The organism is Micromonospora sp. SYSU B005 (genome assembly GCF_055362685.1).
The window spans coordinates 190,713-205,042 of the sequence record NZ_JAXCFU010000001.1 but is presented as its reverse complement, the minus strand read 5'-3'; the positions used below and the strand labels follow the sequence as shown (position 1 = coordinate 205,042).

Genomic DNA, 14,330 nt, shown 5'->3' with positions numbered 1-14,330 from the left:
GGCCGGGGGACTAGCGTGGATCACGGTCCCGGCGTACGCCGGTGGCGGACGTCGACGGCAGGGGGTCGGGGTGCGGTTCGGGTTGTTCGGCACCGGTTACTGGGCGGCGGAGACGCATGCCGCGGCCATCGAGGCGCACCCGCGGGCACGGCTCGCCGGCGTCTGGGGACGCAACCCGGCGAAGGCGGAGGAACTGGCGACCCGGCACGGCGTACCGGCCTTCACCGACGTGGACGCGCTCATCGACGCCTGCGACGCGGTCGCCGTGGCGCTTCCGCCGGACGTGCAGGCCGACATCGCCGTCCGGGCCGCCACCGCCGGGCGGCACCTGCTGCTGGACAAGCCGCTGGCGCTCGACCTCGCCGACGCCGACCGGGTGGTCGACGCGGCACAGGCGTCCGGGGTGGCCTCGGTGGTCTTCTTCACCCAGCGCTTCCACCCGAACGTCACCGGGTTCCTCGCCTCGACCGCCGCGGCGGGTGGCTGGCAGCACGCCCGGGCCACCATGTTCGCGTCGATCTTCCAGCCCGGGAACCCGTACGGCGACTCGACCTGGCGGCGGGAGCGCGGCGCGCTGTGGGACATCGGCCCGCACGCGCTGTCGCTGATCCTGCCGGTGCTCGGCCGGGTCACCCGGGTCGCCGCGATGGACGGCCCGAGCGGTCTGGTGCACCTGCTGCTCACCCACGACGGCGGCGCGACCAGCTCGCTGTCGCTGACCCTGGACGCGCCGTCCGAGGCGGTCACCCGGGACTTCGTCTTCTTCGGCGAGAACGGCACCGAGACCGTCCCGCCCGGCGACGGCAGCGCGCTCCAGGCGTTCGGCGCCGCGCTCGACCAGTTGCTGGAGGAGGTCGACGCCGGCACCCGCGACCACCGCTGCGACGTGCGGTTCGGCCGCGAGGTGGTGGCCGTGCTGGACGCCGCGCAGACCGCCCGTGCGCAGGGACGCACCGTCGACCTGTAGAAAACCGGTCGCCCGGGCCGGACCCGGTCGTTAGCGTGGCGGCATGTTCACGCATGCCCTGATCCGCGTGGCCGCCGCGCCGGCCGCGTGTGGGCTCCTCCTGGACGCCCGTCCGCGGTTCCGGCGCCCGGCCCTGGCCGGCCGGTACGCCGCCCGCGTCTGACCCGACCGCCGGTTCCCGACCCGCCCCGAGGGGCGCCGGTCGTGCCACCTCGCCGAGGTGGCGGTACCCGTGGTTCGTCCACGCCACCTCGCCGAGGTGGCCCGCTCAGGCATGCGCCGCGTCCCGGCCACTGTCCAGGGTCGTCCGAGTCCCGATCCGCTCGGACCGCCCGCCCGATCCGCCCTACGCCGCCTCGACGGCGGGGGACACCAGCGCAGCGGTCCGTACCCGTCGCCGTCCGGCGACAGACAGGACGAACCCGTGGCGCCCCGCCGAACCACCGCACGCGACCGGTCCCGTCGCGTACTGTCCCAGAACTTCCTCGCCGACCCGGCCGCCGTCGCGCGGATGGTCCGCGCGGCCCGGCCCGGCCCGGACGACCTGCTGCTGGAGGTCGGCGCCGGACGCGGCCGGCTGACCCGGCCGCTCGCCGCGCGGTGCGGGCGGCTGATCGCGTACGAGGTCGACCCGGCCGTGCTGCCCGAGCTGACGGCGGCCTGCGCTCCGCTGCCGAACGTCGAGGTACGGGCGGCCGACTTCCTGGCCGCTTCCCCGCCCGTCGGGCCGTTCTCGGTGGCGGGCAACATCCCCTGGTCGCTCACCGCGGCGGTGGTCCGCTGGTGCCTGGCCGCACCAGGGCTGGGCGCAGCGACGCTGCTCACCCAGCTCGACTACGCCCGCAAGCGCACCGGCGACCACGGCCGGTGGAGCCGGCTCACGGTGCTCACCTGGCCGGAACACCACTGGCGGCTGGCCGGGCGGGTGCCCCGGGCCGCGTTCCGGCCGGTGCCGGGGGTGGACGGGGGCATCCTGCGGCTGGAGCGCCGGACGACGCCACTCGTGGCGCCGGCCGCGCTGCCCGCGTACCGGCGGATGGTGGAGCTGGGCTTCGGCGGAGTCGGCGGCTCGCTCGCGGCCTCGCTGCGCGCGGGCCATCCCCGGCCGCGGGTCGACGGCGCGTTGCGGGCCGCGCGGATCGCGCCGGACACCCCGGTCGGGCTGGTCTGGCCGGAACAGTGGCTGGTGCTGTTCCGGCTGCTGCACGCGCCGGTCAACCGGCGAGGGTGACGAGCGCCTCGACCAGTTCGGCCGGGGTGTCGAACTCCTCGGCCGGCAGCGTGCGCAACCGCTGGAGCGTCTCGGTGCTGGCGCCGTTCTCCTGGCCCCAGCGGACCAGGTCCTCCCGGGAGACCGGGTAGTCCAGCCCGGCCAGGAACTCCTGCAACTGCGCGCCGGTGACGGTCATGCCGCCCGGCTACCCGCTGGGCCCGGCGGCATGCCCGCCGCCGGGCCGCGGCGGCGGTTTGTCCCGGCGGGCCCCGGGTAGCCGCGGACATGCTGGTACAGCGGCTCGGCGCGCCGAGCGACTTCGACCCCTTGCTGGACCGCGTGCGGGACGCCCGGGTGGTGATGATCGGTGAGGCGACGCACGGCAGCTACGACTACTACCGGCTGCGGGAGCAGTTGACCCGGCGGCTCATCGCCGAACAGGGGTTCGACTTCGTGGCGGTGGAGGGGGACTGGCCGGACTGCGACCGGGTGCACCGGTCGGTGGTGTGCGCGCCGGGCGGGGCGGCCGATCCGCTCGCCGCGCTGGAACGGTTCGAACGCTGGCCCACCTGGATGTGGGCGAACGCCGAGGTGGCCCGCTTCTGCCGCTGGCTGCGGGCGTGGAACCTGGAACGCCCCGAGGGGGAGCGGGCCGGCTTCCACGGGCTGGACGTGTATTCCCTCTGGGAGTCGATGCAGGCCATCTTCGACTACCTCGGTGAGGAGGATCCGGCCTCGCTGGAGGCCGCCCAGGAGGCGTACCGCTGCTTCGAGCCGTACGGCAAGCGGCCCGAGGAGTACGGGATGGCCAGCCGGTTCGTCTCCGCCCGGTGCGAGGAGGAGGTGGTCCGGCTGCTGGCGCGTACCCGGGAACAGGCCGCCGCGGACGGCCCGGACCGCTTCTCGGCCTGGCAGAACGCGGAGGTGGTGGCCGGCGCGGAGCGGTACTACCGGGCCATGGTCGGCGGCGGCCCCGAGTCGTGGAACGTGCGGGACGTCCACATGGCCGACACGCTCGACCGGCTGCTGGACCGGTACGGGCCGGGCTCGCGAGGGATCGTGTGGGCGCACAACACGCACGTCGGCGACGCCCGGGCCACCGACATGGCGGCGGACGGCATGGTCAACATCGGGCAGCTCGGCCGGGAACGGCACGGCCGGGACGCGGTGGCGCTGATCGGCTTCGGCAGCTGGCACGGCAGTGTGGTGGCCGCGCCGCGCTGGGGCTCACCGGCCGAGACGATGGTGGTGCCGCCGGCCCGGGAGGGTTCGGTGGAGCACCTGCTGCACGAGCTGATGCCGGACCGGGCGGTGCTGGTCTTCGGCGGCGACGACCAGCCGGAGTGGGTGACCGGCGAGGCGGACCACCGGGCCATCGGGGTGGTGTACGACCCGAGCTTCGAGTCCTGGGGCAACTACGTGCCGACCCGGCTGGGCGAGCGCTACGACGCGTTCATCTGGTGCGACGAGACGACGGCGCTGCATCCGCTGCCGACGCTCGTGACGCCGGGCGAGATGGAGACGTACCCGGCGGGTGTGTGAACGGGTGGGGCCCGGACGGACCCCACCCGCACGGATCACACGTTCGCGTGCTGCTTCTCGGCGAGGTGGGCGCGCAGGCCCTCACCCTCGACGTCCACGTTGGGCAGGATCTTGTTCAGCCAGCGCGGCAGCCACCAGGCGGCGTTGTTCAGCAGCGACATCACCGCCGGCACGATCGTCATCCGGACCACGAACGCGTCGATGGCGACACCGATCGCGAGCGCGAAGCCCATCGACTTGATGATCGGGTCCTCCAGGAACACGAAGCCGCCGAACACCGAGATCATGATGAGCGCGGCGGCGGTGACCACCCGGGCGCCGTGCCCCATGCCGTTGATGGTGGCCTGCTGGGCGGTGTCGCCGTGCACGAAGTCCTCGCGCATCCGGGAAACCAGGAAGACCTCGTAGTCCATGGCCAGGCCGAACAGGATGCCGATGAGCAGGATCGGCAGGAAGCTGACCAGCGGTGCCGGCGTGTCCAGGCCGACCAGGTCGGCCAGGTGGCCCTGCTGGAACACCGCGACGGTGATGCCGAACGTGGCCGCCACGGTGAGCAGGAAGCCCAGCGCCGCCTTGACCGGCACCAGGATCGACCGGAACACCAGCATCAGCAGCAGGATCGACAGGCCCACCACCAGCAGCAGGTAGACCGGCAGCGCGTCGGACAGCTTCTCCGACACGTCGATGCCGACAGCTGTGACGCCGGTGAGCAGCACGTCGGCGTTCTGGATGCCCGAGACCTGCTTGCGGATGTCGTGCACCACGGTCTCGGTGGCCTCGTCGGTCGGCCCGGTCTTCGGGATCACCCCGATCAGCGCGGTACGCCCCGACGGGTCGACCTGCGGCGGGGCCACCGCCAGCACCCCGTCGGTCTTCTGCACCAGCGCGGTCACCTGCGGGATGGCGGCCTGGGTGTCCTGCGGCGAGTCGGCGGTCACCACGACGGCGAGGCGGCCGGTGAAGCCGGGGCCGAAGCCTTCCCGGATCAGGTCGCTGCTGACCCGGGCCGGGGTGCCCTCGGCGGCGGCGGAGGCGTCCGGCAGCGCCAGGCGCATGTCCTGGGCCGGGATGGCGAGCAGGCCGAGGCCGAGCAGCCCGACCAGGATCACCGGGATGCGCAGCTTGGTCACCCACCGCGCCCAGCGGAAGCCGAAGCCCGAGCGGTCCTCGGAGCCGGTGGTCGGGTCCTCGACCGCCTTGCGGTCACGCAGCTTGCGCGGCAGCACCTTGTGGCCGGCGAAGCCGAGCAGCGCCGGGGCCAGCGTGATCGCCACCAGCACGGCGATCGTGACGGTGCCGGCCGCGGCCAGGCCCATCACGGTCAGGAACGGGATGCCCACCACGGCCAGGCCGGCGAGCGCCACCACCACGGTGGCGCCGGCGAAGACCACTGCCGAGCCTGCGGTGCCGACCGCCCGGCCGACCGCCTCCTCCGGGGAGAGCCCGTCGAGCAGGTTCTGCCGGTGCCGGGAGGTGATGAACAGCGAGTAGTCGATGCCGACCGCGAGGCCGAGCATCAGCGCCAGGATCGGCGCGGTGCTGGTCAGCTCGACCGCACCGCTGAGCGCGAACAGACCGGCCATGCCGACACCCACGCCGATCAGCGCGTTCAGCATGGTCATGCCGGCCGCCACGAGCGAGCCGAACGTGATCACCAGGACGATCGCCGCGACCAGCACGCCGATCGCCTCGGTCGAGCCGACCTCCGGCTCGGCGTTGAGCACCTCACCGCCGGGGGCGATCTGCCAGCCCTGCGCCTCGGCCTGCGCGCCGACCTTCTCGTACGCGTCGCGCTGCTCGTCGGTGACGTCGTCGGCACCGCCGGCGAACTGCACCTGGACCAGCGCGTACCGGCCGTCCGGGGTGAGCGCCTGCGCCTGGTACGGGTCGACCGCGCCGACCACGCCGGGCAGCGTGGCCGCCTCCTGCGTGACCTGCTTGACCACCGCCTGACCGGCGGGCGTGGTCAGGGCGCCGTCCTGTGGCGCCTTGATCGCGATCGTGCCGGTGGCGCCGCTGGCCGCCGGGAAGCGGTCGGCGAGCAGGTCGATCGCCTTCTGCGACTCGGTGCCCGGCATGGTGAAGTTGCTCGCCGTCGGGCCCCGCAGCGTGGCCGCGGCCAGGCCGAGGCCGACGAGTACGACGAGCCAGACGACGGCGACGAGTCGCCGCCGGCGCAGGGATGCCCGGCCGAGCCGGTACAGCAGGGTCGCCATGGACCTTCCTTGTCCTCGCAGAAACGGATCAGGTGGTGACTTCGAGCGCGCGGTACGCCACGGCGAGCAGTGCGGGTCGCAGCTGTTCGTCGGGGATGTCCAGGAACTCGCCGCAGGTCTCGGCGATGCCGGCGAGCACGACGAGCGCCGCGACGCGTGCCTCCGGACGGTCGGAGAAGCCGGCGAACGCGGCGACGAGCCGTTCGGAGATCTGCTGGATGTGGGCGAACGCGGGCTGCTGGAGCAGGTCGGGGAACTCTCCCCGGAGCAGGGCGATCTCCCGGCGGAAGCGGACCGCCAGGTCGACGAAGCCGTCCGCGGCGACGCGCTGGGCCTCTGCGCCGGTGTGCGCCGCGATCCGGGCGTCCAGCTCCTCCAGCACGGTGATGGCCGGGGCCATCAGCTCGCAGAGCAGGGCGTCCTTGCTGGCGAAGTGGTAGAGCACCGTCGCCTTGGAGCAGCCCACGTCGCGGGCGATGTCCTGGAGAGAGGTGCCCTTGTACCCGGTGACGGCGAACCGGCGAGCGGCCGCGGCCAGCAGCTCGTCGTGGGTGGCGGTGGTGGGTCGCGCCATGTCCTCCAGCATGCCTGACCGATCGGTCAGGTGCTGACCGATCGGTCAGATCCGCCGCGTGGCGTTCGCCACAGCGTCCTGTTTTCGCAGCTCAGTCCGGTGTTCCGGTCCAGTCGGCCAGCCATTCGCCGGACCAGGTGAGCGCGCCGGAGCGCAGGTCGGCGACGAGTCCGCGTACCCAGTCCAGCTCGGCGCGGAGCACTGTCAGCTGGTACTCGTCCTCGACCAGGAAGAGGCGGGGCAACTCCACGGCGCTCAGCGCCGCCTCACGCTCGCGCAACCGTGCCTCGATGGCGCCCGCCCGCTCGTCGAGCCGCCGGGCCGCCTCCTCGGGCGGCAGGATCGGCAGGAACGACAGGGCGGCGGGGAACTCCGGGAACTCCCGGGCGGGGGTGGCGAGCGCGTCGGCGAGCCACCCGTCGAGCGTGCGGCGGCCGGCCGGCGTGAGCGCGTACACGGTGCGCTCCGGCCGCCCCTCCTCGCGCCTGGTCTCGGCCACCCGGATCAGCTCGTCGCGGCGCAGCCGCTCGATGGTCTGGTAGATGCTGTTGCGCTGCGCGACGTTCACCACGTCCTGCTTCTCGCGCTCCCGGATGAGCTGCTGCATCCGGTACGCGTGCATCGGCTCCTCGACCAGGAGGGCCAGCACCATCATCGCCAGCGGCGAGCGACGAACCGTCATGGCCCCACCCTAGGTGGCCCCTGTCGCGCCATAGTCATTTTATGTATAGTCATGACATGACTAAAGCTCTCGTCGTCGGTGCCGGACTGGCCGGCCCGGTCGCCGCCATGGCCTTGCGGCGCGCCGGCATCGACGCTGCGGTGTACGAGGCGTACCCGCGGGACGCGGTCGGGGTGGGCGCCTTCCTGACGCTCTCCGCCAACGGGCTCGACGCGCTGCGCGCGATCGACCTCGACGACCTGGTGGCCGGGCTCGGACACCCGACACCCCGGATGCTCATGCACAACCACAGAGGGCGCCGGCTCGCCGAGTTCGGGGCCCCCGGCAGTCGTACCGTCGGTCGTTCCGACCTCTACCGGGCGCTGCGCGACGAGGCGCTGCGCCGGGGCGTCGAGTTCGTCCACGGCGCCCGGCTGGCCGGCGCCGACCCGACCGACGGCGGCGTGACCGCCCGGTTCGCCGACGGCCGCACCGCAGACGGCGACCTGCTGGTCGGCGCGGACGGGCTGCGCTCCCGGGTCCGCACGCTGATCGACCCGGCCGCCCCCGCGCCGCGCTACGTGCCGCTGCTGAACGCCGGTGGCTTCGCCCGCGGGCTGCGCCTGCCCGACGAGCGCGGCGTGATGCAGATGATGTTCGGCCGGCGCTGCTTCTTCTGCTGGATCGTGGTGGGGGAGGACGAGGTCTGGTGGTTCGCCAACCCGCCGCAGCCGGTCGAGCCGAGCCGGGAACAGCTCGCCGCGATCGGCCCGGACGAGGCCCGGACCCGGCTGCGCGCTCTGCTCGCCGACGATCCGGGACCGGCGACGCGGATCCTCGACCACACCGCGCGGATCGAGTACGGCTGGCCCACGTACGACCTGCCCTCCGTGCCGGTCTGGCACCGCGACCGGTTGATCGTGATCGGCGACGCGGCCCACACCGCCGCCCCCTCCTCCGGGCAGGGCGCGGCGATGGCCTTCGAGGACGCCGTCCAGCTCGCCCGCTGCCTGCGCGACCTGCCGGACGTACCGGCCGCGTTCCGGGCCTACGAGCGGCTGCGCCGCGACCGGGTGGAGCGGGTGGTGGCGCAGGGGCGGCGGACCAGCACCACGAAGGTCGCCGGCCCGGTCGGGCGGCTGGTCCGGGACCTGGGCATGCCACTCGCCGCCCGCTACCTGGCGCGCGACGGCGGCGCCGCCCAGGCCTGGCTGTTCGACCACCACATCGACTGGACCGAGCGGGTACGGGACTGAGTCAGGCCGGTGGGCCGCCGTGCCGGCGGTCGTACTCGGCCCGGGCCGCGCTGATCGCCTCGCGGTGCCGCTCGGCCCAGCTCGTCAGCGCCACCAGCGACTCGTACAGCTCCCGGGCCATCGGCGTGGCGGTGTACTCCACCTTCGGCGGCACCGTGGGATGCACGTGCCGGTCCAGCAGCCCGTCGCGCTCCAGGTTGCGCAACGTCAGCGTGAGCATCCGGCGGCTGATCCCCTCCACCCGGCGCTCCAGCTCGCTGAAGCGGACCGGCCCGGCCGAGGCGGCGATCAGGATGCCGATGGCCCACTTGCCGCCGACCCGGTCCAGCGCCTCCCGCACGGTGCACGCGCTGGCCTGCCCGGCCGCGCCGGCCCCGCACTCGTCCGCCTCTGCCTCACCCACGCCCCGATCGTCGCAGGTGCGGGCCGGCGAGGCGCGCCGGGCACCGTGTCGGGGTTGCCGAGCCGGGCCCGGCCCGGGATGGTGGTCCGATGGGTGCCGCCGACGAGACCCGGGCCGGAGTGTCGCTGACCAACCTCGACCAGCCGCTGTTCGACGGCGCCGGGGCGACCAAACGCGACCTGGTCGACTACCTCGACGCGATGAGCGACCGGATCCTGCCGGAACTGCGCGACCGGCCGCTGTCGGTGCTGCGGGTGCGGCCCGGCCAGGAGCCGTTCATGCAGAAGAACCTGCCGAAGTACACGCCCGACTGGGTGCGCCGCACCGAGGTCTGGGCGGAGGCGTCGCACCGGCGGATCTCGTACGCCCTCTGCGACGACCGGCGGACGCTGCTCTGGTTCGCCAACCAGCGGGCGGTGGAGTACCACCCGACGTTCGCCCGCGCCGGGCAGCCCGAGCATCCGACCCACCTGGTGCTCGACCTGGACCCGCCGGAGGGGGACGCGTTCGGCGCCGTGGTGCGGGTCGCGCTGCTGGTGCGGCAGGCGCTCGCCGACGCCGGGCTGGCCGGCGCGGTGAAGACGAGCGGGGCGAAGGGGCTGCACGTGATCGTGCCGGTCGACCCGGCCACCACGGCCGAGGAGGCCGCCGCGGCGACTCGGGCGCTCGCCGCCCGTACCGAACGGCTCGACCCGGCGGCCGCGACCACCGCGTTCATCGTCGCCGACCGCGGCGGCCGCGTCTTCGTCGACTCCACCCGGGCGTACGGGGCGACTGTGGTGGCCGCCTACAGCCCTCGGATCCGGCCCGGCGCCCCGGTGTCGTACCCGGTGGGCTGGGCCGACCTGGAGAGCGCGAGCCCGGCCGACTTCACCGTGCGGACCGTGCCCGCGCTGCTGGGCGACCGGGATCCCTGGGCGGAGGCGCTGCCCGCGCCGCAGCGCCTGCCGGCGGAGCTGGTCGAGCAGGGGCGGACCATCCCGGTGGCCCGGGTCCAGGCGATGCACGAGGGCAAACGCCGCGCCAAGGCCCGCCGCGAGGCCGGGTGACGCCGGTCCGCGTCAGCGGCGCCGGGTCGCCGTCGCCGGCGGGCGCTTGCCCCAGGTGAGCGCGATCAGCACCACTGCCAGGGCCCAGGTGACGATCATCGTCCAGATCGGGCGGGTCTCGGTGGCCGCGCCGACGAACCCGCCGATCGCGTAGCTGACCAGGCAGAGCAGGCCGGTCGCGGCGAGCCGCCCGGCCGCGCTGCGGCCCTCCGGCTCGAACACCCAGTCGGCGATGCCCTTCGTGGTGCGCAGCACGGTGCCGGTCTGGTACGACGTGGCGGTCTGCACGCCGAACGTGCGGACGATCAACCCGCCGAGGATGCCGACCGGGAACGCCAGCAGCGCGGTCAGGATCGTGCGCTCGGTCAGCGAGTCGCGCCCCGAGTCGAGGGAGCGGTCCACCAGGCCCCAGAGCACGAGCAGCGCCAGCATGGCGAGCAGTTCCATGCCCGGCGGGGTGAGCGGGCCGGCCGGGCGCAGGCGGCGGATGCCGGCGCCGAGCAGGCCGCCGAGGCCGAACGCGACAAGCGACGCCACCGCGGCCGGCCAGGGCGGAAAGTGATCGGCGGCACCCATTCCGACGAACGCCACATTGCCGGTCTGAATACCGACGAACACCTTGTACTTGAGGAACGAGAATGCGTCGACAACACCGGCGAGGCCGGTGGCGAGCGCAAGTGCCAGAAACGGTACGTGGAAGTCGTATTCCCCCACCCGCCAGCGATCCTCCGCGTTGTTGGACATCGCCCTCCCTACCCCTGCTCGCAACCGCGAAACCGGTGCGGCGTGCGATGCGCGGAAGTGCCGGGAAAGGGTGTCCCGTCCGTTCCGGTGAATGGCGCGATCGCGTTATTCACCGGGGGGATCCGATTCGGCAGCATCGTAATTGCGTCTCGACGGCGAGACTCGAAGCCGAAGGAGGCCGAGCGCATGTTCGTGCTCCCCGTCGCCAGAATCCGCGTCACGTTCTATTCGATCGCGGCCCTGGCCGTCGCCGGAGTCGCCACTGATGCTCCGATCTGGAGCATCGCGGCGTCGCTGTTCCTCTGTGTCGCGATTCCGCTCGCGGTGGCCTTTCAGAGCCCGGAACACCTGCGGGCGTTGTTCGTCCCGTCCCGGGCCGCCGAATCGGCGGCCCTCACCCGGAAGGACATCCGTCATGCCCAGATCCACTGACCCCGTCGGAAAGGGATCGGCGAAGGACCACTCGATGGTTGGCACCGTTCCGCGCAACCCGGCGATCGACGACACCCACCCGGACCTGGTGAACCCGCCGTCGACCGACCACGGCCTCATGCCGAACCTGGTGTTCCCGTTCTCGCTGGCCCACACCCGCCGGGAGAGCGGCGGCTGGACCCGGGAGGTCACGAACCGCCTGCTGCCGATCGCCCACGACCTGGCGATCGTGAACATGAAGCTCGACCCCGGCGCCTACCGGGAACTGCACTGGCACATCCAGTCCGAATGGGCCTTCATCCTGTCCGGCAGTTGCCGGATCGCCGCGGTGGACCAGGAGGGGCGCAACTTCCTGGAGGACGTCAAGGCGGGTGACCTCTGGTATTTCCCGGCCGGCATCCCGCACCACATCCAGGCCCACGACGAGGGCGTGGAGTTCCTGCTCGTCTTCGACGACGGCTGCTACTCCGAGGACGGAACGTTCCAGGTCACGGACTTCTTCGCGCACGTGCCGAGGGAGGTCATCGCCAAGAACTTCGGCTGGACCATGCAGCAGATGGCGAACTTCCCGGCGGAGTCCGAGCGGTACATCTTCCCGGGGCAGGTGCCGCCACCGCTGGCCGAGGACCGGGTGTTCAGCCCCACCGGCGACGTGCCCCGGACGTTCAAGCACAGCCTCCTCGCGCAGACGCCGGAGAAGTTCGAGGGCGGCAGCGTACGCATCGCCGACTCGAGCAACTTCGCCGCGGCGATCACCACCACCGCCGCCCTGGTGGAGATCGAGCCCGGCGCGATGCGGGAGCTGCACTGGCACCCGAACGGCGCAGAGATGCAGTACGTGATCTCGGGCAAGGGACGCATGGGCGTCTTCGCCAACCACGCCACGGCCCGCACCTTCAACATGGAGACCGGCGACGTCGGCTACGTACCGATCTCGATGGGCCACTACATCGAGAACATCGGCGACAAGCCCTTCGTCTACCTGGAGCTGTTCCGGACCGCGAAGTTCGAGGACGTGTCGCTCGCGCAGTGGCTGGCGAACATCCCGCCGGAGGTGGTCGCGGACACGATCAACGTGCCACGCGAACTGGTCGAGGCGCTTCCGAAGACGAAGAGCCCGCTGCAACGGCACTGAGGACGTGGTGCTGAGCGCGGACGCCACAGGGTCGTGGCGTCCGCGCTCAGCCTTCGTCCCGCGACTCCCAGACCAGCGCCAGCTCCACCCGGTTGTGGACGCCGAGCTTCGCGTAGATCGAGCGCAGGTGGGTGTCGACGGTGTGGAACGAGACGAACAGGTCCCGGGCCGCCTCCTGCTTCGTCATGCCGACCGCGAGCAGTTCGGCCACCCGTACCTCGGCGGGCGTCAGCGCGGCCACGGCCGGGCGGCAGGCGTCCTCACCGGCCGTGCCGTCGGGTTCCCGCGTCCCGTCCCCGGCGCCCATCCGGGTGTACATCGCGGCGCACTCGGCGAGCAGGCCGGGCACCTCCGCCGGCGGCAGCCCGGGCGACCGCGCCAGGTCGTGCAGCGCGTCGGCCAGGGCCGGCCGGGCGGAGGTGGTGCGGAGCAGCCGTACCGCCGCGCGCAGCGCCGCCGGATCGCCGGTCAGCAGCCCGTCGGCCTGGTGCGCCACCCCGCGCCAGAGCGCGTTGTTGGTCATGCCGGCGGCCCGCTTCAGGTGGTCGGCGAGGATCCCGGCCCGCTGCCGGTCGCCGAGCGCCAGCGCCGCGCGAACCAGTCGCGGGCCGTGGTGCGGCACCAGCAGCAGGGGAGCCGCCGAGCGGTCCGGCATGGCGAAGGCGGCCTCCAGGAGCGCGGCGTGCCGGCCCGGTTCCGGATCGCCCGCGGCGGCGCAGCCGAGCCGGAACCACTGCATGTCGTCGGGCCAGCCCACCGCGGGACGTTCGTCGGCCAGCAGATCCCGGGCCGCGGCCACCTCACCCCGGCGCAGCAGCACCTCCACGACCGTGGCGAGCAGGTCCACCCGCGCCTGCGCCGGCAGGGCGCCACCGCGTTCGGTCAACGCGAGCCGGGCCCGGACCTCGGCCTCGGCCAGCTCACCGGTGGTCAGCCGCAGGACGCAGTCCAACGCGGTCACCAGCGGCTGCCCCACCGTGCCGAGCGTGTCGATCTCCGCGGAGACGCTGTCGAGCGCGGTCGCCGCGTCGACGTACCGGCCGAGCGCGATCTGGTTCGCCACCCGGTCGACGCGCAGGAAGACCGCCTGGGTGCGGGCGGTGGGCTCGCCCGCGTCCACCTCCCGCAGGATCCGCGCGGCGCGGGGCAGATCGCCGGCCGCGGTGGCCCGGGACGCGTGCGCCAGGGCCAGGCGGATACCGCCGCCGGGGGAGGGGCTGCGTTCGTGGGCCCGCTCCGCCGCCGCCACCAGCTCGGCGGCGTCCGGGTGCCCGAACCGGGCCGCCAGCGACGCCAGCATGGTGAGCGTCCAGCTCCGCCCGGCGGCGTCCAGCTCCTGGTTGAGCGCCTGCCCGAGGTACGTCAGGGACAGCGAGGGACGCTGCGTCGCGTAGTAGGCGCCGAGCCGCCCGAGCAGCATCGCCCGCTGCCGTGGCCCGTACCGGTCGGCGGCGACCTCCCGGTGCAGCATCCGCAGCGTCTCGTCCACCCGGCCGGCCAGATAGAGGTTGTCGGCGACGTCGACCAGCCGGGCCAGGCGCTCGTCGGCCGGGCCGGGCGCGGGGGTGGCGAGCAGCAGGTCCGCAGCGAGGCTCGGGCCGACCGCCGGGTCGCCGGCCAGCCGCGCGGCGAGCGCCCGGGCGGACCGGCTCACCGCCGGGAGCACCCGGAGGAGCTGCCGGGCCGCCTGGGCCGGGCGCCCGGCGTCGGCGAGCACCTCGGCCGCCGCCTCGCGCAACGCCTGGCGTACCGACGGCGGGGTGTCCCGCAGGACGTCGTCGCGCAGCGCGATCGAGGCCAGCCGGAGCCCGGCGGCGGTGTCGACGAGGAACCCGCGCGAGATCAGCTCCTCCACCGTCGCGTCGACCGGCTCGTCCGGTGCGGTGCCGGTGCATGTGGCCACCGCTTCGAGGAACCACAGGCCGCAGGGGGCGTCGGCGACGGCGATGCCGCGCAGGACCCACCGTTGCGTGGTGGTCAGCGAGGAGGGAACGCCCGTGTGCATCTTGGGACGGTTGGTCAACGGCGTCTCGGGCAACTGGCTCACCTTCGCAGGTGCTGTGGTTCGACCCGTTCACCGCGAGGTTAGCCAGCTCACGACCGGCCCATCCGCGAATCGGGGACAAAGGTGAGGGTGG

Annotated in this window: 14 protein-coding genes; 7 read left to right on the top strand and 7 right to left on the bottom strand. The window is 73.5% G+C overall.

Translation table 11 applies throughout. From position 1 onward, the window contains the following. Positions 1-70 precede the first annotated feature (70 nt). Both SM452_RS00950 and erm read left to right on the top strand, forming a co-directional pair. Entirely contained in the window at positions 71-967 is an 897-nt protein-coding gene (locus tag SM452_RS00950) for a Gfo/Idh/MocA family protein (protein ID WP_355512632.1), read from the top strand. 424 nt (positions 968-1,391) lie between these two features. Next, positions 1,392-2,198 carry an ErmE/ErmH/ErmO/ErmR family 23S rRNA (adenine(2058)-N(6))-methyltransferase gene (gene erm, locus SM452_RS00945; protein ID WP_463839168.1) on the top strand — a complete coding sequence of 269 codons (807 nt, stop codon included), beginning with the start codon at positions 1,392-1,394 and terminating at the stop codon, positions 2,196-2,198. Here the strand turns inward: erm and SM452_RS00940 are convergent. Continuing rightward, a complete protein-coding gene (locus SM452_RS00940; protein ID WP_091422483.1) occupies positions 2,182-2,376 on the bottom strand; it encodes a DUF2795 domain-containing protein in 195 nt (64 codons plus the stop codon). The genes erm and SM452_RS00940 overlap by 17 nt on opposite strands. A gap of 89 nt (positions 2,377-2,465) precedes the next feature. On the opposite strand from SM452_RS00940, the gene SM452_RS00935 reads away from it, so the two are divergent. Continuing rightward, the gene (locus SM452_RS00935; protein ID WP_463839167.1) at positions 2,466-3,722 is read left to right on the top strand and encodes an erythromycin esterase family protein; all 1,257 of its coding nucleotides are present in this window, start codon (positions 2,466-2,468) and stop codon (positions 3,720-3,722) included. 35 nt (positions 3,723-3,757) lie between these two features. On the opposite strand, the gene SM452_RS00930 is transcribed toward SM452_RS00935, so the two are convergent. The 3 genes from SM452_RS00930 to SM452_RS00920 all read right to left on the bottom strand — a co-directional run bounded on the left by SM452_RS00930 (position 3,758) and on the right by SM452_RS00920 (position 7,194). Beyond that, on the bottom strand, positions 3,758-5,938 hold the full coding sequence (locus SM452_RS00930) for an MMPL family transporter (RefSeq protein WP_358176250.1): 2,181 nt from the start codon (positions 5,936-5,938) through the stop codon (positions 3,758-3,760). Positions 5,939-5,966: 28 nt separating this feature from the next. Next, positions 5,967-6,512 carry a TetR/AcrR family transcriptional regulator gene (locus SM452_RS00925; RefSeq protein ID WP_120574154.1) on the bottom strand — a complete coding sequence of 182 codons (546 nt, stop codon included), beginning with the start codon at positions 6,510-6,512 and terminating at the stop codon, positions 5,967-5,969. Positions 6,513-6,603: 91 nt separating this feature from the next. Continuing rightward, the gene (locus SM452_RS00920; RefSeq protein ID WP_463839166.1) at positions 6,604-7,194 is read right to left on the bottom strand and encodes a PadR family transcriptional regulator; all 591 of its coding nucleotides are present in this window, start codon (positions 7,192-7,194) and stop codon (positions 6,604-6,606) included. Between the two features lie 56 nt (positions 7,195-7,250). On the opposite strand from SM452_RS00920, the gene SM452_RS00915 reads away from it, so the two are divergent. After that, entirely contained in the window at positions 7,251-8,429 is a 1,179-nt protein-coding gene (locus SM452_RS00915) for an FAD-dependent oxidoreductase (RefSeq protein ID WP_463839165.1), read from the top strand. A gap of 1 nt (position 8,430) precedes the next feature. Here the strand turns inward: SM452_RS00915 and SM452_RS00910 are convergent, their stop codons facing one another. Continuing rightward, a complete protein-coding gene (locus SM452_RS00910; RefSeq protein ID WP_463839164.1) occupies positions 8,431-8,832 on the bottom strand; it encodes a winged helix-turn-helix transcriptional regulator in 402 nt (133 codons plus the stop codon). Between the two features lie 89 nt (positions 8,833-8,921). On the opposite strand from SM452_RS00910, the gene ligD reads away from it, so the two are divergent. After that, a complete protein-coding gene (gene ligD, locus SM452_RS00905; protein ID WP_463839163.1) occupies positions 8,922-9,881 on the top strand; it encodes a non-homologous end-joining DNA ligase in 960 nt (319 codons plus the stop codon). 12 nt (positions 9,882-9,893) lie between these two features. On the opposite strand, the gene SM452_RS00900 is transcribed toward ligD, so the two are convergent. Then, the gene (locus SM452_RS00900; RefSeq protein WP_091422508.1) at positions 9,894-10,625 is read right to left on the bottom strand and encodes a DUF1275 family protein; all 732 of its coding nucleotides are present in this window, start codon (positions 10,623-10,625) and stop codon (positions 9,894-9,896) included. Positions 10,626-10,811: 186 nt separating this feature from the next. On the opposite strand from SM452_RS00900, the gene SM452_RS00895 reads away from it, so the two are divergent. Together SM452_RS00895 and SM452_RS00890 are read left to right on the top strand one after the other, a co-directional pair. After that, positions 10,812-11,057, top strand: coding sequence for a hypothetical protein (locus tag SM452_RS00895; protein WP_450067546.1), 246 nt, complete (start codon positions 10,812-10,814; stop codon positions 11,055-11,057). A gap of 34 nt (positions 11,058-11,091) precedes the next feature. After that, positions 11,092-12,192, top strand: coding sequence for a cupin domain-containing protein (locus tag SM452_RS00890; RefSeq protein WP_120573329.1), 1,101 nt, complete (start codon positions 11,092-11,094; stop codon positions 12,190-12,192). A gap of 46 nt (positions 12,193-12,238) precedes the next feature. On the opposite strand, the gene SM452_RS00885 is transcribed toward SM452_RS00890, so the two are convergent. Beyond that, positions 12,239-14,197: a helix-turn-helix transcriptional regulator gene (locus SM452_RS00885; RefSeq protein ID WP_450067545.1), complete on the bottom strand. Its 1,959-nt coding sequence runs from the start codon at positions 14,195-14,197 to the stop codon at positions 12,239-12,241. Positions 14,198-14,330 lie beyond the last annotated feature (133 nt).

Coding starts and splice junctions, on each gene's coding strand:
- ligD (WP_463839163.1), top strand. CDS start 8,922: ATGGGTGCCGCCGACGAGACCCGGGCCGGAGTGTCGCTGACCAACCTC.
- SM452_RS00940 (WP_091422483.1), bottom strand. CDS start 2,376: ATGACCGTCACCGGCGCGCAGTTGCAGGAGTTCCTGGCCGGGCTGGAC.
- SM452_RS00895 (WP_450067546.1), top strand. CDS start 10,812: ATGTTCGTGCTCCCCGTCGCCAGAATCCGCGTCACGTTCTATTCGATC.
- SM452_RS00925 (WP_120574154.1), bottom strand. CDS start 6,512: ATGGCGCGACCCACCACCGCCACCCACGACGAGCTGCTGGCCGCGGCC.
- SM452_RS00900 (WP_091422508.1), bottom strand. CDS start 10,625: ATGTCCAACAACGCGGAGGATCGCTGGCGGGTGGGGGAATACGACTTC.
- SM452_RS00920 (WP_463839166.1), bottom strand. CDS start 7,194: ATGACGGTTCGTCGCTCGCCGCTGGCGATGATGGTGCTGGCCCTCCTG.
- SM452_RS00885 (WP_450067545.1), bottom strand. CDS start 14,197: ATGCACACGGGCGTTCCCTCCTCGCTGACCACCACGCAACGGTGGGTC.
- SM452_RS00930 (WP_358176250.1), bottom strand. CDS start 5,938: ATGGCGACCCTGCTGTACCGGCTCGGCCGGGCATCCCTGCGCCGGCGG.
- SM452_RS00890 (WP_120573329.1), top strand. CDS start 11,092: ATGGTTGGCACCGTTCCGCGCAACCCGGCGATCGACGACACCCACCCG.
- SM452_RS00915 (WP_463839165.1), top strand. CDS start 7,251: ATGACTAAAGCTCTCGTCGTCGGTGCCGGACTGGCCGGCCCGGTCGCC.
- SM452_RS00935 (WP_463839167.1), top strand. CDS start 2,466: ATGCTGGTACAGCGGCTCGGCGCGCCGAGCGACTTCGACCCCTTGCTG.